Below are 16980 nucleotides of genomic sequence, written 5' to 3'. Positions count from 1 at the left end.
GCATATTTACGGATTAAAATAACTCTTTTAAAGAAACTATGCTGTACGCTGTTGTAGATATAGAGACCACAGGCGGTCATGCTTCCGGAAATGGAATTACTGAAATTTCAATCCTGGTGCATGACGGCGTTTCAGTGGTAGATTCATATGAAACACTGATCAATCCTGGACAATATATTCCGGCTCATATTGAAGCCTTAACAGGCATCAGTAATGATATGGTTGAAAACTCTCCCATGTTTCATGAAGTAGCCGAGCAGATTTACAACCTGCTGCAGGATAAAATATTTGTGGCTCACAATGTGAATTTTGACTTTTCTTTTATCAAGCATAACCTCTCTACTGCCGGTTATGACCTGCAGTGTAAGAAATTATGTACAGTAAGGTTGAGTCGGAAAATTATCCCTGGACACGCCTCTTATAGTCTTGGAAAGTTGTGTGCTGCCTTAAAAATTTCCCTGAATAACCGCCATAGGGCTGGCGGAGATGCCGCAGCCACTTTAGAATTATTAAGTCTTTTGCTGGCCAATGACTCAGAAGGGATCATTCCAGCCTCCTTAAAAATCGGGTCAAAAGAACAGGCACTCCCTCCTAACCTCCCTAAATATCAGATAGATCGGCTTCCGTTATGCCCTGGGGTTTATTATTTTAAAGATCAAAAAGGAAAAGTTATTTATATCGGAAAAGCTAAAAGCCTGAAGAAAAGAGTGTGTTCCCATTTTACAGGCAATAGCCCTGGAAAACAACGTCAGAACTTCCTTAAAGACATATATTCCGTCGATTTTGAGGTTTGCGGCACAGAATTGATGGCCTTTATCCTGGAGGCAACGGAGATCAAAAGACTATGGCCTGAAAACAACCGTGCCATGAAGCGCTACGAACAGAAATATGCACTATACGCCTTTGAGGATCAAAAAGGATACCTCAGATTAGGACTGGATACTTTCAAGAAGAACATGCCGGTTTTGTATAGCTTCAACACCATTCTGGAAGGACATCATGTACTGAAAATCCTCATTAAAGATCATTTTCTATGTGAAAAGCTTTGCTATATCCAAAGTAAAAGACTGGCCTGTACAGGTCATGAAGCCGGAAATTGTAGTGGCGCCTGCCTGGGTAAAGAATCTGCGCCTGCCTATAATGTGCGGGTAAAATACGCGATAGCACAATTGAAAACTATGCTGCCCAGCTTTGCAATTATAGATACTGGAAGAACTGAAGACGAACAAAGCTGCATTCTTGTGGAACAGGGGAAATTATACGGCATGGGCTATATTTCTCCCTATACCGATGTAAATGAACCTGGAATGTTAAAATCAGCTTTGCAGCCATTTCCTTCCAATGATTACATCATGCACTTGATTCTGAACCATACTGAACTCTATCCACAGAAGCGAATTCCAATCTAATGGCTTTGTTTTTCTATCTTACTATGGATTTTCAAGGTTTCTTTTAAGGCCGCCGAACCGTACCAGCTATAAAGCTCAACATCCACATAAGTCTTCATTCCACAGTCATCAGCATGCAGTTCTTTAGCCAGCTTTTCATCGTAGTCTTTATGGACACCTTGCCCCAAGACCTCAGTATAAAAACCTACGGTGCAGCAGATTAGCGGAAAAAACAAACGTTTCATGTTCATATCAACCGAAACCATGCCTCCTATTCTTTTTATTCACGTTTTACTAATTTACAATTTTCATCAATTGTATCGTGCTTAAAAGCAGGCAAATGCGCTTTAGAGAGGGTAAAAATTCAAAATAGATTTGTAGTTGTTCATTTTTACTCCTACATTTGTCGCACCAACAAGGTAAATGCATCCATAGCTCAGCTGGATAGAGCAACGGTTTTCTAAACCGTAGGTCATAGGTTCGAATCCTATTGGGTGTACAAGATTTATTTCTTAATTAAAGGCGACGTTGCTCCAGACGTCGTCTTTTTTTGTTTAAAAAGGATTTGTCTGCGAATCCCAGCTAAACTCTGAAATTCAAGCACACCCTTATTCCCTTTTCATGAAGATGTAATTGTACGGGCTACCCTATGCTGCATCTTTCAGTAACTGGGTTCCGTCGAGATCAGATTTTGATTTATAGACGCGATCAATTGATCGTTAAACACTGGAGTATTCAGTTCTTTCAAAGGCACATCCATATTCAGGTACTTGCCATAAAAGCTTTTCACCAGCAATTTAACCTGATCAGGACGATCATCAGGGTGACCACCTACTTTATCTGAATACTTATCAATATGACAGACATAAAGATAATGGTTGCCATTGTATTCAAAACTTTTAATCTTGGAATCCAACTTATTTGGATCGGCTTCTAAATGCAGTTCGCTCTGTTCTGTTTTTTGCATTACTTATGGATAAGTATGATCTATGATGGCCAATTTACATATTCTATTCGATAGGTAGGCCCCTAAATGACAATGCTTAACCGGATGTGTTCTCATCTTACGTTATGCTGACAAAAAAATCTGCTCCTAAAGGATTAGATCAGTTTATTTTTCAGCAGCTCTCTTTTCCCATCAAACCACTCCGCTTTTAGGATACTCAGCACTGCTGAATCCCTTCTACTACCATCGGGGCGATAGCTGTTACTTCGCAATACTCCCTCCAAAGTACAACCCAGCCCTTTTATAGCGCTCATGCTTCGGGCATTCAAGCTATCTAAACGAAACTCGATCCGCTCAAAGCCCATTTCCTCAAACACAAATTCAAATAATAGATATTTACAATGTTTGTTCAAGCCTGTGCCCTGAAATTCCTTACCATACCAGGTATACCCCAGCGACAAACACTTGCTGGAAAGATCAATATCATACAAACGGGTAGTCCCGGCGTACTGCTTTTTGACCTTATCAAAAACAATATATGGATAGCCCTTCCCCTGTTCCCTAGCCATCAACGCTTTTTCAATATACTGCTTTATGGCATTTTCAGAACCGGCATTCTGCAAAGAATAGATCCACAAATCAGGCTCATTAATAGCGAAAGTATTCAAATGTTCAGTATCGGATAGCTGTAATGGACGCAGCAAAGCATGCTCATCTTCCAGGATATAATCTGTTTCAGGATCAAAAATATATAGCATAGTCAATAATTGTTCGATAAAGCTACGGAAAACTCAAATATGTGCTTATTTAAACATTACAGAACATCCGGATTAGTTAGTTTTTCAAAAGAAAAAAATCATAAATTAACGAATAACCTCCAATTAACACCTTAGTCTTTTAAATCCATTTGTTACTCATAATAGATAAAAAACTTAAATTATACCTAAATATTTTTCATCCACAATAGCCAATCTCCTCTAATCCATGCGCCAGTTCTGGTATTTTTTTTTATTTTTAACCTATTAAATACGCATAAACCGTATATTTCGGTACTATCCTGAGCACAATGGAACGAAATTTCGTTTTTATTCCTGCTAAGATTAGATTAAACAGCTGTGTAAGAGGGAATAGGGACCTTCGCATCCATGATAAATCAAGCTGATGTGACCACGATCATTTTATAGTTCGCGGGATTGTCATTATTTTGAATTCGATGTTCAGCAAAAATTGTTTATTATTTATAAAGATTCTAGATAAATATTCACTTATTTGCTTAACGATCTTTTTAAAATATTTGTATTCTATATATGACATTAACCGACATCAAGTTTTCTGATTACATCAGAGACTTCGAGCAAACATTGAAACACTTATTTCATGTGCAGGCCGACATTGATCAACTGAGCCTGGAAAGAGGCTTACCTCCAGAAATCCTTAAAGGAATTATGGACCAAAAACCGCTTTCCGTAGCAATTCCTACCGAATATGGTGGACGTGGAAGTATCGTTAAAGAATGCCTTGGCGTTTTAGCCGCGGCTTCTTATGAATCACTCCCCCTATCCTTAACTTTTGGAATTAATATCGCACTTTTCCTGGAGCCCGTTTCAAAATACGCAGATGAATCCGTTAAAAAAGGCATCTTCGATAACTTCTTGGAAAAAGGAAATATGGGTGGTCTGATGATCACTGAGCCTGATTACGGCAGTGATGCCCTAAACATGAAAACAACCAGTAAAGTTGTTCCAGAAGGCTACCAGATCAAAGGAACTAAACATTGGCAAGGTCTTACCGGCATGGCCGATTACTGGATCATCGCTGCAAGAAATGCAAATGAAAATGGTGATTTAGGCAGAGATATTGACTTCTTCCTTTGTGATATTACTAAACCGAAACAGCAAATTGTAGTAGAAGAGATTTACGATAATCCAGGTTTATACATGATCCCTTACGGATTAAATCAACTGGACCTGGTAGTTCCTCAGAATTTCAGATTAAAACCGGAAACTACTGGTATCAAAATGATGCTGGATATTCTTCATAGAAGCAGAATGCAATTTCCTGGAATGGGTATGGGATTCATCAAGAGAATGTTAGACGAAGCTATGCAACACTGTCGTACCCGGATCGTGGGCACTGGTAATCTAATGGCGATCGACAATGTTCAATTCCAACTTTCCAGAATTCAATCCGCTTATACGATCTGTTCTGCGATGTGTGCGCACAGTAGTGAGATCAGTGGTATTGAGCACAATCTCGCAATGGAAGGTCTGGAAGCCAACACAATGAAAGCCGTTGTAACCGATTTAATGCAGGAATCTGCACAGTTATTAGTTCAGCTTTCAGGTGCAAAAGGCTACAGAACCAGCCATATTGGTGGTCGTGGTATCATGGATAGCAGACCTTTCCAGATTTTTGAAGGATCAAATGAAATGCTGTACAATCAAACTGCAGATATGATTACCCGTTCCATGAAGAAACAAAAACAATCCAACCTTTTTGATTTCCTTGCTGAATTTAAAATCACTGCTCAACCAGTTGCCTATTTTAAAAAGGAATTGTCTTTCCAACTATCGGAAAATCTTTCTCAGCGTAAAATGGTTGACCTTGGTAAAATATTAGCCAGAGTAATCTGTGTAGGATATGTACTGAAATTGGAAGAAAAAGGATATAGAAAAGACCTGGTTCAAAACTGCATAACGATGGTTAAACAGGAAGTTTCCGCATTAATTGCTTCGCTTCAATACGAAAATAATGTAACTGCAATCGATGATTATTCGAACGGCAGCTCTTGGTTAGATTTCGCTTAGGTAAATCAATCCTCAGGTATAAAAAAGGCATTCATCTTTTGATGAATGTCTTTTTTGTTTTTAATGGTTTTATCAAAAAATTTCGGTTATTTCGGTTAACTAAATTTCAGCGTGCTCATGAATTCAAAAAGCATTGTTATCGGCAATATACGTCCCGAATTCACTAGAGACGAGACTATCGGAGACATCATTAGAACTGCCGTTGCCGCTCAGCAACATAAAATAGCATTCATTTTTAACGAGCAATCTTTAACCTACCAGCAGCTAGACATTTGGAGTGATGCAATCGCCGTTTTTCTAAACGAAAAAGGGATTAGCAGAGGCCATAGTGTAGGCTTATGGTGGCCAAGAAGCATGGAATTACCGGTTGCTATTTTAGGCATAGCAAAATCTGGCGCCGCCTATGTACCGCTCGACAGAGAAATGCCTGCGGATCGTGTGCATACCGTCATGCAGGAAGTTGGCGCATCCGCTTGTTTCAGCGATACACTGGATGAAGGATCCTGCCCTGTATTTCGCATTCCAGCTTGTCCTGATTTCAACGCAACGGCCAGCAGCTATCAAATATCCGCAATGCCGGACGACCGTGCCTATGTATTATATACATCCGGAAGTACAGGAAAGCCCAAAGGAATCCCCATCAGTCACCGTCAGATCTGTCACCTGATCCGCTCTGAACAGAGTGTACTTCAGATCCTACCAGAAGACCGTGTATATCAAGGTTTCTCTGTCTCATTCGACATGTGGTGCGAAGAAACCTGGATCAGTTTAGCCGCAGGAGCAACAATTTGGGTTGCTGATGCCACAACAGCTAAATCTATTGATGAACTCAGCGATATTTTTAGAACACAAAAGATCACAATTCTTCATGCCGTACCTAGCCTTCTGGCAGTCATAGACGACGACATCCCCTCACTTCGCCTCATTAATGCAGGTGGAGAAGCATGTACCAGTCAGGTGCTGAACCGCTGGAGCAAGCCCGGCTATAACATATTTTTCAACAGTTACGGGCCAACGGAAACCACCGTTACCTCCACCATGATCCCCCTTAGACCCGGAGATCCGATTACCATTGGCAACCCATTACCCAATTACAACCTTGCCGTAGTCAATGACCAATTTGAATTTTTACCCTTCGGTGAACAAGGACAATTGATCATTTCCGGCCCCGGAGTTTGTGATGGATATGTGAACCGTCCGGACCTGACTGCCGAGAAGTTTCTGAGCAAACCTGATTCCTTGCAAGAGCTTCCCGGAGACCGAATTTACCTGAGTGGTGATGCAGTAATCATGCATAGCGATGGTAGTGTCGATTTTCGCGGTCGCCTGGATGATCAGGTAAAGCTTCGCGGATACCGCATAGAACTTGGCGAAATTGAAGTGAAACTAAATGAACTGGAAATGGTTTCCGCAGCTGCTGTAGCCCTTAAAAAAGATGCTAACCAGCAAGATCAGTTGATCGGATATGTGACCCTAAAATCAAATGCTTCATTTGATGACCATCAGGCCAGAATGGAACTGACAAAGGTTTTACCGCCATATATGGTACCTCTGGTACTCGTAGTGATGGATAAAATGCCCCGCCTTCCAAGCGGAAAAATCAATAGAAAAGAATTACCAGTACCTCAGGTTTTACTGGAAATTAAGCCAGAAGAAGAAATCATCCTTCATCCTGATGATGATATAGAAACAAGAGTCATAGCGGGATTAAAGCATCTTTTCCCCGGAAGAACCATAAGTACTGAAAACGACTTTTTCATGGATTTAGGTGGCCATTCTTTACTGGCCGCGTCCTTTTCTTCCTGGTTGAGAAAAGAAGCCAACATCCCACAAGCCTCATTAAAAGATATTTACACCAATCGTCCAATCAGCAAACTGATCCAAACCTGGACCATAGCCGCGGAAAAAGAAAAACTAAATACCCCTAAAGCGCAGGAGCCTTTTCATAAGATCTCATCCTTACGCTATTGGATCTGCGGCATCGCTCAAGGATTTTCATTACTGGTCATTTATGGTCTTTTTGCTGCTCAGATTTTTGTTCCTTACCTGGGTTACTACTACCAGCTGGCAAAAAGTGAAACCGATAAAGGAGATACCTTTTGGGCTATTATTACCGCACTGGTACTATTTTGCTTCATTGCCCCATTATTCTCATTGTTGAGTATTGTGATGAAATGGCTACTGCTTGGGAAAACAAAAGAAGGCGACTATCCGCTATGGGGCGCCTATTATTTCCGATACTGGCTGATCAAATCCATGCAACGCCTGGTCCCTCTTCAATTTATGAATGGCACTCCGCTTTATCCTTTTTATTTAAGGATGATGGGGATGAAGATGGCTCCGGATTCACAGATCAGCGCTATTACCGTAGGTATGGAAGACTTATTGGAAATAGGCAGCGACGTCAGTATCAGCTCTGGCGTGGTCCTCAACAATGTAATTGTAGAAAATGGCCTCCTTAAATTAAGAAAGATCAAAATTGCCGACCATGCCTATATTGGTAGTGGCGCGGTAATTTCTGGAGCCACCACTATCGATGAATGGGGAGAATTGCAGGACCTGAGCCATTTACAGGTTGGTCAACACATCAAAATAGGAGAAGTCTGGAAAGGCAGCCCTGCTGAACCGATCAATAAAAAATTGCCGGAAGAACTTCCTCAGCCTTTGATCGTATCTGGGTTCAAAAGAAAATGTTTCGGCTTACTTTATACCATTTTACTGATCCTCTTCCCTATTGTCATTCTGCTGCCTCTATTACCGGTCATCGAAATGTTAAGTTATCTGGACAATATGGCCCCCGACTATAACTTCAACTATTTCATACATATTCCATTACTCACAGTGGTTTACCTGGTGCTGTATGCCCTGGAAACCGTGCTATTATCCAGGCTATTACTGTACAAGATGAAACCTGGAACCTATCCGATTTATGGATGGATCTACGTCAGAAAATGGCTGTCAGATCAGTTGATCTCTACCTCACTGATTGTACTGCATCCTATGTATGCCACGGTGTATATATCGTCATTTTTCAGGATGCTGGGCGCTAAAATCGGAAAAAATACAGAGATTTCTACCGCCAGTAATGTAACCCACACGATGCTAGAAATTGGAGACGAATCCTTTATTGCTGACGCAGTTACGCTTGGCGAAGAAGACATTCGTGGCCAGCAACTGATCCTCGACCACACACGTATTGGCAACAGAAGCTTTGTAGGAAACAGCGCCTTAATTCCACAAGGTTATGAGTTGGGAGATGACATGCTAATTGGCGTATTGTCCACACCACCAACTGCAGATCAGCTACAGCAATCTAATTCAAAAGATTGGTTCGGCTCTCCCGCCATCGCACTACCGAAAAGACAAGACAGCGGAAATTTCCCTGCAAAATTAACTACCAATCCAACTTGGGGTAGGAAAACAGCACGTCATATTATTGAAGGGATAAGGATTATCCTGCCAGAAACCGTGATCATTTGCTGCAGTGTTTTATTTATTGCGTATTGCCACGATTTAGTGAAAGATAGAACACTTTGGCAAATTTTAAAAGAAGCACCAAAAGTTCCATTTTATTACCTCTTCTATATGGGAGGCCCTGCACTATTGATTACCCTTGCGCTCAAATGGATTACTATTGGCAAGTTCAAAGCAGAACAGCATCCAATGTGGACCCATAAAGTGTGGCGCAGTGAAGCAAATACCACCACCTACGAAGCGCTAGCCGTACCCTTTTTACTGGAATTCATGAAAGGCACACCATTCCTACCTATGATACTTACTCTTTTCGGCGTAAAAATCGGGAAAAGAGTTTGGTTAAATACCACCGATATCACGGAACATGATATGGTGAGCATCGGCGATGACACAGCCTTAAATGAAGATTGCGGGCCACAAACCCACCTTTTTGAAGATAGGGTGATGAAAATTGGCTCTGTAAAAATTGGCGCAAGGTGTAGTATCGGCTCCAGATCGATCATTCTATATGATAGTGAGATTGGAGATGATGTAAAACTGGAACCACTTTCATTGGTAATGAAAGGTGAAAAGCTAGCCAATGGAACAGCCTGGACAGGAAGTCCAGTCCGATTAAGTTGAAATTCCGATAGCAGCTACTGTATGGCAGCTGCTATCGAATTCCATTTCACAATTAACATCTAAATAAACACTTAGACATCAGACAAAAAGAAACACTTCAAACCAATATGTTTTCCGAAATTTTTACAAAATATTAAGTGATTTGTCAGGATGTTCAAGAATTAATCATCAATACTGACCACTTATAGTAACAACTGGTGCATCTCCTCTGGATTGAAAGGTTTTGACAAAACATATTTGATCCCCATATCCCTTAACCTTTTCCTAACTTCTTCCAGAATGTCTGCAGTAAAAATAATCACCTTGATTTCTGGATATAATACCTGAACCATATTCGCTAATTGGTAACCATCCATTCCAGGCATGTGCAGATCAATTAAAATGACATCAAATGCCCTTTCTTTTAAAATTTCCAACGCGGTAATCCCATTATCAGCCTGCTCAGCATTGAGTCCAAAACAACTGAACTGACGTTTCGCAACCAATAGATTCACTGGATTATCATCCACTACCAACAACCTCAACTCAGAAAAAACCTGCACTTTATTGAGTTAAACCTCTGATTAACATCACCTTGTAAAGAATTAACCATTTTAAAGTCAATTAAAAACTCAAAACTAGTACCTCCTTCTATTTTACTTTTTAAAATGATTTTACTCTTGAATAAATCGACCAAGCCCTTCGTAATGCTCAAGCCCAATCCAGTACCTTGCTGCTGCCGATAAGTCGCTTGCTGCACTTGATGGAACTTATCAAAAACCAGACTGTGCAGGTGTTCAGGAATACCGGTATCTTCAATTTTGAAACACAACCTCACCTCTTCATCACTCAGTTTTACCATGGTTAAATAAATGGAAACATGACCAGCATCTGTAAACTTAATCGCATTCCCAATCAGGTTGTTCAGGATCCTACCTAACTTCAAGTCATCTACATTCCCCAATTCCAGGATATGCTCATCGTGATAATACCTAAGGTCTAAACCTTTATTCTTAGCCAAAGATTGAAACTGTTTTTGAATATTTCTAACAAAAGTAACCAGTCTAACTTCGTTTTCTAGCAGCTCCATTTTCTTATTTTCAATCTTTTCCAGATCCAAAATATCATTCACTAAATTCAATAGATGATTAGAAGAGAAGTTCAGATGATCTATATATTCTCTGATATGTGAATCAGTATAAGTCCCCTAGTGTAAGAGATTACAAATTCCTATAATTCCATTCAAAGGTGTGCGAATTCCATGACTCATTATGGAGAAAATCTCCGTTCTTTTTCGCGCCACCTGCTCCGCAAGATTTTTTGCAGCAATCAGTTCTAACGTTTGATGCTGCAGCTGATCACTCATCATTTTTTTAGTCGTAACATCTTCTATCACACAGATCAACCAAACCTTCTCTCCTACGGACACTGGATCAATCTTCTGAAATTTCGCACTATACCATGCTTTTTTCTCTGGATTAAAATCTGGATAGATACATTCCTGCCGTTCACCGGTTAATAACAGTTTCTCTATGCTTTCCAACAAAATATTAGCAAAAGCGCCCATGACCTCTACCATTGTTTTATCAATAAAAAAACGCTGGTGGCATAAACAGTTTACCGACGTCTTTTGCCTCAACCTTTTTTATCACGACATTTTCATCCAACTCAATGATAATATCGTCCAGTGATGCAATGAGTAATTGTAAATGGAGGACCTGTCGGTGCTGCCTGGTAATTTCCGCTGCTGCATGAAAATTGATGAGCATTCCATTCAAAATAGCTAAGGCTGGTCTGACCTTATAATAATCTGTCCAGGTATAAGTATTCGTATTTCTAACCAGATACAATCGCCTCTCGATTCCTGAATCCTGTCCGACTGAGCAAACCGGGAGTTTATATCCATTAATTTTTTTGCTTCAAAATTAAAAGGAATAGCATTATAATCGCTTTTTAAAACATCATGAATGATGCTAAGGTCTAATAGATCGCCATTTATCTCAATGGTGCTTACATTATCCCTGTCAATCAGTCCGGCAGACAGGCTTTGTGTTGCGATACATAATTCTTGAAGCAATGATTCCAATACTTGAATTTTAGCATCACTGGAATAAAAAGCTTGTTGGAATTCAAATAATTTATTCAGAAAAGTCAGGCCAGGCTGAGGTAAATCAGGATCAAAAAAATTTGACAAGGATTCCATAAGGCTATAGTTTACAATTGCTTGCTAGATCAATTTACATAAATAACGTAAATTCAAACCTTGTTCAGCTGTATATTTAACATGCCCTAACCCATAGGAAATATTATTTACCCTATAACATATCAGCCCCTATTGGGAATTAAGGGAAAAGTCTGGGTTGATACCACTCTCCTTGATCTTTGTTGCTTTTAAAATTCGAGATGGACACACCTAGCAACCTTATTTCCCCACCCTCCAATTCCGCGGCCTCCAATAAAGACTGAGCAACTTCTACGATCTTTGCCAATTCAGTAAGCGCTGCTGGAAATGACCGGCTTCTGGTAATTTGCTTAAAGTCACTGAACTTAATTTTGATCGTTAATGTCCTGCCAAACAATTGATAAAGGCTCATTCTCTTAAATACGATGGCAGAAATACGTGCTAATTCCAGATTCATTTCTTCCATTTCAACAAGGTCATAAGAAAAAGTATCTTCTGCACCGATAGATTTTGTTTCCTGATTTGGCTCTACTTTACGATGGTCAATTCCACGAACGATCTTGTAAAAGAAATGACCACTCTTACCAAACAGATAAACCAGCTCTGCTTCAGTTAGTTTTTTTAAGTCGCCCCCTTTATGTAAACCCCGGATCTTCATTTTCTCCGCGGTCACCTTGCCTACACCATGAAACTTTTCCACTGGTAATGATGCAATAAAACGCTCTACTTTTGATGGACCAATGAAAGTCAGTCCATCTGGCTTATTCATATTGGAAGCTACTTTGGCCACAAACTTGTTGATAGACACACCAGCGGAAGCCGTTAAATTCAATTCCGCTTTTATAGCTGCCTTAATTTCTTTCGCAATGTCAATGGCCGACCCAATTCCTAACTTATCTTCGGTTACATCTAAATATGCTTCATCAAGTGATAAGGGCTCAATCAAATCTGTATATCGGCTAAATATTTCCCGAATTTGCTGAGAGATCTCTTTATAGACGGCAAATCTGGGATAAAGAAAAATCAAATGCGGGCATAAGCGCTGTGCTTTTTTAGAAGCCATCGCAGAATGCACTCCAAACCTTCTGGCTTCATAATTAGCGGTAGCCACCACTCCACCCCGCCCATCAGGGGATCCGCCAACAGCAACAGCCTTACCGTCCAGCGTAGGATCATCCCTTTGCTCTACTGAAGCATAAAAGGAATCCATATCAATATGAATAATCTTACGTGTGGATGGCTGCTCTGAAGGACTCATAAGGATAAGGCCCTAAAATTAAAAAATAAAAACCTCAATAGCTATAAATGAAAAAGACCCGCATTAAGCGAGCCCTTCTCATGACATTCAAAGTAGATTACTTCGTATTTTTCTTTTCAGTCACTTCAGTACGGATGTCCTGAGCAAGGCCCTTTAAATCTTGCATTGCTTTACGTACTCTTGTGCCAGCTGCACCGTTACCTGAATTATAAAATTTGTCTGCATCAGCTTCAATGCTTGCAATAAGTTCTTTAAGTTTCGAGAATTTTTCCATGTTTTTCTTTCGTTTAAGATTTTAAATATATGATATAACGCTTTAAAGTTAATAATTATTGGATTTCCACCAAATGAATATTTAAGGATAGCACTCTTTTTTTGAATAATAAGGCACTTTTCTTAAAAAAAGCTCTCTAAATCGCTATTTCGTTTAAATAAACAAATTCCTATTTAAACAAATTAGGCGGAAGGAAGTTCAAAAAAGCGCCCATTAATCGAGATATTCCTTGATCAATTGTGATTTTGGGCTATTACGTAAAGTTTTCAAAGCCTTATCCTTTAGCTGTCGGATTCGTTCTTTACTCAGACCAAAAATATAAACCATATCATCCAATGTGGTCTCTTCACAACCATACAAACCATAATAGAGTATTAAAATTTTCTGCTCTCTCTCAGGTAAAATTACCAGGCACCTTTTCAAGTCCTCCGTTAAGGATTGTTTCATGAGCAGGTCATCCACTGGCTCTACGCTTCTGGATGGGATAATATCTATTAAACAAAAACCGTTCTCAATATTCACTGGGGTATCCAGAGAAACAGACATAACCGTACTAAGCTGATGGTCTAAAACCTTATCCACTTTGAAACCTATTTCTTCCGCAATTTCATCTGCAGTAGGCTTGCGCTCTAATTTTTGTTCCAATTGTAAGGTTGCTTTATTAATCATCGTATTACCCACCACTTGATTCCCTGGCAGACGAACAATCCTTTGCTGATCAGAAATCGCCGTTAAAATCGCCTGACGGATCCACCATACTGCAAAAGATATAAATTTAAAGCCCTTAGTATGGTCATACCGCTTTGCCGCCTTAATTAAGCCAATGTTCCCCTCACTAATCAAATCAGAAAGCCGTACCCCTTTATCCTGGTACTTCTTGGAAACAGAGATCACAAACCTCAGGTTTGCATTCACTAACTTCTCCAATGCCAGCTCATCTCCTTCTGCAATCCGCATGGCCAATTGGATTTCATCTTCTATTTTAAGTAATTCATATTTCCCAAGTTCATTTAAATACTTCTCGAGGGAATCGCTCTTTCTATTGGTAATACTCTGTGATATCTTTAAAGCTCTCATAAAAATGGACAAATTTGAACTGATAATATATTTTAAACTGACCTGCGATTCCAACTGAACAATTCCGATTCGTAAATCAATTAGATAGCTTACATTTTAAGAGCGTAATCCATGCTAAATTAACTTCGCAAATAAAGTTCCGGAGCATCCGCCTACTGCTATAACAGCGAAGACTGCCACAACAAAAATATTAAATTAATATACACTAAGTGTAAAATATAAAAATATTTATTATCGACAAAACACTCAAAAACAGATATTAAACACCAATTAAGATTTAAATATCTAAAACATAAATACACTAAGTAAGAATAATGATAAAACTTGAAATTATTTGCAAAATAAAAAAGGCCCGCTGTCAGCGGGCCTTCAAAAAAATTAATCCTATAAAGTTATTAAGTCAGTTTAACAACGTTCCCTGTCCGAACAGATTCATCACTGGCAAACGCTACCCTTAAACTATTTAAAGCATCCTGTGTAGGTTCCGTAAGGTCTAAATCTTCCAGAATGGCCCTAAGAAAGTGCCGCTGTTCCCTTTTACACAGCTCAAGATGATCCGGCTCGTCATTTAAGTCGATCCATTCATCCGCACGGGAAAATTTCCCTTCCTGATCCAGATCTGCATAATGCACTTTAATAGACTCTGTCTTCGTATGTGCATCAATTACATCAGATTTGCCAGCAGCCGAAGCTTGCTTTGCCAGGATAGACACTGCACCTTTTGGCCCAACGACATCTTTTATAAAAAATGCGGTCTCGCTCATCATTGGCCCCCATCCTGACTCATACCAGCCCACAGACCCATCCTCAAAACGAATCTGTAACTGCCCATAATTGTAATTGTCTTCTGGAATATCATTGCTCAGCCTTGCTCCAATTGCGCTGACCTGAACAGGTTTGGAGCGCGTCATCTGACACATCACATCAATATAATGCACGCCACAATCCACAATCGGGCTCAGGCTTTTCATTAAATTCTGGTGCACCTTCCATTTCGCTCCCTGACTTTGCTGATTGAGGTTCATCCGCATCACCAGTGGTTTACCCAATTCCTGAGAAAGCTCAATAAAACGAGTCCAGGAAGGATGATATCGCAGAATATAACCAACCAACAACTTCTTTCCGTATTTTTTCGCCGCATCTGCAACACGCTGTGCAGCTTCCAAAGAATCTGCCAGTGGCTTTTCTATAAACACATGGCAACCTTGTTCCATCGCCTTAACGGCGAAAGATTCATGCGTATCCGGATAAGTTGAAATACAAACTGCATCAGGAACTGTCTCATTCAAAGCTGTTTCAAAATCACTGAACAAAGGATAATCACCGCCTAATTTTTCATTCAAAACTACCTTGCTATCCCCTCTGGATACAATTCCACAGATCTCAAAACCTGCCAATTGATGATAAGCCATGGCATGGGAAGTCCCCATATTACCACAGCCTACTACCAAAACTTTAATCTTATTTCTTTCTAAACTCATTCTTATAAAAATTATCCACCCAAACTCCAGCCCTTACGGTATTCTCTACGTACAAACTGATTCACATCATCAAAGTTAGTCACCCTCAGATTTTCCTTATCCCAGATCAGCTTGATATCGCGGCCAGGATAGTCAAATCCATTACCATTTTGTCTTGGCTTTTGGATATCTGTCCCTCGGATGGCCAAATTTGCAATCAGCAAAGTCTCCGTCAGCGGACCGGCAATTTCAAAAGGAGAACTCAGTTTTTTCTTTCCATAACCGGCAATACAAGCTTCTGCCCAATCCCAGTAATGTCCATCCACTCCACCTATCACGCGTTCCACACCTGGTTTCACATGTACTTCTGTATTGCGCAACAAAGGTAATAACCTCGGGTTTGCACCATATACATCACACATCATCTTTCCCTTGGTACCTTCAAACAAAACACCATTTGCACCAAAAGGCTCATTGGCCCCTAACTCTATTGGCCTTCCAGGTTTAATCCCACCATCCATCCAATGGATCTGAAGGTCATCTTTTGTCTTTTTGGTCTTCTTAAAAGTCATAATGACATGGCTTGAAGGCGGACAACTATCAGGGAAATATCCCCTTTTAAATTCATCCACATAAATACTGCCCACACTGCACTGCACATCTATTGGCGTATCTAAACCAAGAATCCGGAAAGGCGGTTCTACCAAATGGCAGCCCATATCCCCTATTGCACCGGTTCCATAATCCCACCAGCCACGCCAGTTAAAGGGAACTAATTTATCAACGAAAGGCTTGTAGGGCGCGCTTCCTAACCAAAGATCCCAGTCGAGCTCTTTAGGAACCGATCCATTTACAGCTGGCCAGGTAATCCCCTGCGGCCATGAAGGCCTGTCTGTCCAGCAATACACCTTTTCTACCTTTCCAATTACCCCGGCATCTACCCAATCCTGCAGCTGCCTTACACCATCTCCCGAAGACCCCTGATTTCCCATTTGCGTCACCACCTGATACTTGTTAGCGGCTTCAGTCAATTTTCTGGCTTCAAAAATATCATGAGAAAGCGGTTTCTCAACATAAACATGTTTCCCTAACTGCATCGCCGCCATGGCAATCATGGCATGGTTATGATCTGGTGTAGAAACTACCACACCATCAATATGCTTACCTTCTTTATCCAGCATCTCCCGGTAATCCTTATAGTATTTGGCAGATGGGAAATTTCTGAGGGAATTGGCAGCCCTGCGGTCGTCCACGTCACACAGGAAAGCAATATCTGCTTTTCCTCCTTTATAGATGTTACTTAAATTACTTTCCCCTTTTCCGCCTACACCTACACCAGCAACCATCAAACGGTCGCTAGGTGCTAAAAATCCTTTACCTCCCAATACATGTCTGGGTACAATCATAAATCCTGCAGCAGCAAGCGCCGTCGTCTTTAGGAAGTTTCTTCTTGAACTATCTCCTGCTGAATGCTTATTATCTTCAGTCATATTTTATTCTTTTTGATTCCATAC

Annotated in this window: 15 protein-coding genes and 1 tRNA gene; 4 read left to right on the top strand and 12 right to left on the bottom strand. The window is 40.3% G+C overall.

All coding sequences use genetic code 11. The annotated features are described in order from the left end of the window. Window positions 1-38: 38 nt before the first annotated feature. Complete coding sequence (locus H9X96_RS14080; RefSeq protein ID WP_187666906.1) at window positions 39-1409, top strand: exonuclease domain-containing protein; 1371 nt, start codon at window positions 39-41, stop codon at window positions 1407-1409. Here the strand turns inward: H9X96_RS14080 and H9X96_RS14075 are convergent. Beyond that, on the bottom strand, window positions 1406-1654 hold the full coding sequence (locus H9X96_RS14075) for a hypothetical protein (protein ID WP_187666905.1): 249 nt from the start codon (window positions 1652-1654) through the stop codon (window positions 1406-1408). The genes H9X96_RS14080 and H9X96_RS14075 overlap by 4 nt on opposite strands. Before the next feature lie 159 nt (window positions 1655-1813). Here H9X96_RS14075 and H9X96_RS14070 point away from each other — a divergent pair. Next, window positions 1814-1887, top strand: a tRNA-Arg gene (locus tag H9X96_RS14070). A 162-nt stretch (window positions 1888-2049) separates the two neighbouring features. Here the strand turns inward: H9X96_RS14070 and H9X96_RS14065 are convergent. After that, on the bottom strand, window positions 2050-2355 hold the full coding sequence (locus H9X96_RS14065; RefSeq protein ID WP_187666904.1) for a hypothetical protein: 306 nt from the start codon (window positions 2353-2355) through the stop codon (window positions 2050-2052). A 134-nt stretch (window positions 2356-2489) separates the two neighbouring features. Next, on the bottom strand, window positions 2490-3092 hold the full coding sequence (locus H9X96_RS14060; RefSeq protein ID WP_187666903.1) for a GNAT family N-acetyltransferase: 603 nt from the start codon (window positions 3090-3092) through the stop codon (window positions 2490-2492). A 549-nt stretch (window positions 3093-3641) separates the two neighbouring features. Between H9X96_RS14060 and H9X96_RS14055 the strand changes: the two genes are divergently transcribed. Together H9X96_RS14055 and H9X96_RS14050 are read left to right on the top strand one after the other, a co-directional pair. Further along, complete coding sequence (locus H9X96_RS14055; protein WP_187666902.1) at window positions 3642-5141, top strand: acyl-CoA dehydrogenase; 1500 nt, start codon at window positions 3642-3644, stop codon at window positions 5139-5141. Window positions 5142-5258: 117 nt separating this feature from the next. Beyond that, on the top strand, window positions 5259-9236 hold the full coding sequence (locus H9X96_RS14050) for a Pls/PosA family non-ribosomal peptide synthetase (RefSeq protein WP_187666901.1): 3978 nt from the start codon (window positions 5259-5261) through the stop codon (window positions 9234-9236). 182 nt (window positions 9237-9418) lie between these two features. Here H9X96_RS14050 and H9X96_RS14045 read toward each other — a convergent pair whose 3' ends face one another. From H9X96_RS14045 to H9X96_RS14005, 9 genes are all read right to left on the bottom strand, one after another. Next, window positions 9419-9778: a response regulator gene (locus H9X96_RS14045; RefSeq protein WP_187666900.1), complete on the bottom strand. Its 360-nt coding sequence runs from the start codon at window positions 9776-9778 to the stop codon at window positions 9419-9421. Beyond that, window positions 9757-10347 carry a sensor histidine kinase gene (locus H9X96_RS14040; protein ID WP_370576743.1) on the bottom strand — a complete coding sequence of 197 codons (591 nt, stop codon included), beginning with the start codon at window positions 10345-10347 and terminating at the stop codon, window positions 9757-9759. Before H9X96_RS14040 ends, H9X96_RS14045 begins: the two co-directional genes overlap by 22 nt. A 75-nt stretch (window positions 10348-10422) precedes the next feature. Continuing rightward, the gene (locus tag H9X96_RS14035) at window positions 10423-10794 is read right to left on the bottom strand and encodes a hypothetical protein (protein WP_187666898.1); all 372 of its coding nucleotides are present in this window, start codon (window positions 10792-10794) and stop codon (window positions 10423-10425) included. A 204-nt stretch (window positions 10795-10998) separates the two neighbouring features. After that, on the bottom strand, window positions 10999-11418 hold the full coding sequence (locus H9X96_RS14030) for a hypothetical protein (protein WP_187666897.1): 420 nt from the start codon (window positions 11416-11418) through the stop codon (window positions 10999-11001). A 139-nt stretch (window positions 11419-11557) separates the two neighbouring features. Then, complete coding sequence (dinB, locus tag H9X96_RS14025; protein ID WP_187666896.1) at window positions 11558-12655, bottom strand: DNA polymerase IV; 1098 nt, start codon at window positions 12653-12655, stop codon at window positions 11558-11560. A gap of 97 nt (window positions 12656-12752) precedes the next feature. After that, a complete protein-coding gene (locus H9X96_RS14020) occupies window positions 12753-12929 on the bottom strand; it encodes a histone H1 (RefSeq protein ID WP_187666895.1) in 177 nt (58 codons plus the stop codon). A gap of 213 nt (window positions 12930-13142) precedes the next feature. Next, on the bottom strand, window positions 13143-14006 hold the full coding sequence (locus H9X96_RS14015) for an RNA polymerase sigma factor RpoD/SigA (protein WP_187666894.1): 864 nt from the start codon (window positions 14004-14006) through the stop codon (window positions 13143-13145). A 395-nt stretch (window positions 14007-14401) separates the two neighbouring features. Next, the gene (locus H9X96_RS14010) at window positions 14402-15487 is read right to left on the bottom strand and encodes a Gfo/Idh/MocA family protein (protein WP_187666893.1); all 1086 of its coding nucleotides are present in this window, start codon (window positions 15485-15487) and stop codon (window positions 14402-14404) included. 11 nt (window positions 15488-15498) lie between these two features. Beyond that, window positions 15499-16956 carry a Gfo/Idh/MocA family protein gene (locus tag H9X96_RS14005; protein ID WP_187666892.1) on the bottom strand — a complete coding sequence of 486 codons (1458 nt, stop codon included), beginning with the start codon at window positions 16954-16956 and terminating at the stop codon, window positions 15499-15501. Between the last annotated feature and the right edge of the window lie 24 nt (window positions 16957-16980).

Origin of the sequence: Pedobacter sp. N36a, from assembly GCF_014472395.1 — a bacterium.
GTDB lineage: Bacteria > Bacteroidota > Bacteroidia > Sphingobacteriales > Sphingobacteriaceae > Pedobacter.
Note: the sequence above shows the minus strand (reverse complement) of the source record. Positions and strands in the feature narration are given on the sequence as shown.

Bases quoted from the DNA above. Each gene is read 5' to 3' on its own strand.
- H9X96_RS14050 (WP_187666901.1), top strand. From the start codon at position 5,259: ATGAATTCAAAAAGCATTGTTATCGGCAATATACGTCCCGAATTCACT.
- H9X96_RS14015 (WP_187666894.1), bottom strand. From the start codon at position 14,006: ATGAGAGCTTTAAAGATATCACAGAGTATTACCAATAGAAAGAGCGAT.
- H9X96_RS14005 (WP_187666892.1), bottom strand. From the start codon at position 16,956: ATGACTGAAGATAATAAGCATTCAGCAGGAGATAGTTCAAGAAGAAAC.
- H9X96_RS14065 (WP_187666904.1), bottom strand. From the start codon at position 2,355: ATGCAAAAAACAGAACAGAGCGAACTGCATTTAGAAGCCGATCCAAAT.
- H9X96_RS14035 (WP_187666898.1), bottom strand. From the start codon at position 10,794: ATGGTAGAGGTCATGGGCGCTTTTGCTAATATTTTGTTGGAAAGCATA.
- H9X96_RS14080 (WP_187666906.1), top strand. From the start codon at position 39: ATGCTGTACGCTGTTGTAGATATAGAGACCACAGGCGGTCATGCTTCC.
- H9X96_RS14030 (WP_187666897.1), bottom strand. From the start codon at position 11,418: ATGGAATCCTTGTCAAATTTTTTTGATCCTGATTTACCTCAGCCTGGC.
- H9X96_RS14060 (WP_187666903.1), bottom strand. From the start codon at position 3,092: ATGCTATATATTTTTGATCCTGAAACAGATTATATCCTGGAAGATGAG.
- H9X96_RS14010 (WP_187666893.1), bottom strand. From the start codon at position 15,487: ATGAGTTTAGAAAGAAATAAGATTAAAGTTTTGGTAGTAGGCTGTGGT.
- H9X96_RS14055 (WP_187666902.1), top strand. From the start codon at position 3,642: ATGACATTAACCGACATCAAGTTTTCTGATTACATCAGAGACTTCGAG.
- H9X96_RS14020 (WP_187666895.1), bottom strand. From the start codon at position 12,929: ATGGAAAAATTCTCGAAACTTAAAGAACTTATTGCAAGCATTGAAGCT.
- H9X96_RS14075 (WP_187666905.1), bottom strand. From the start codon at position 1,654: ATGGTTTCGGTTGATATGAACATGAAACGTTTGTTTTTTCCGCTAATC.
- dinB (WP_187666896.1), bottom strand. From the start codon at position 12,655: ATGAGTCCTTCAGAGCAGCCATCCACACGTAAGATTATTCATATTGAT.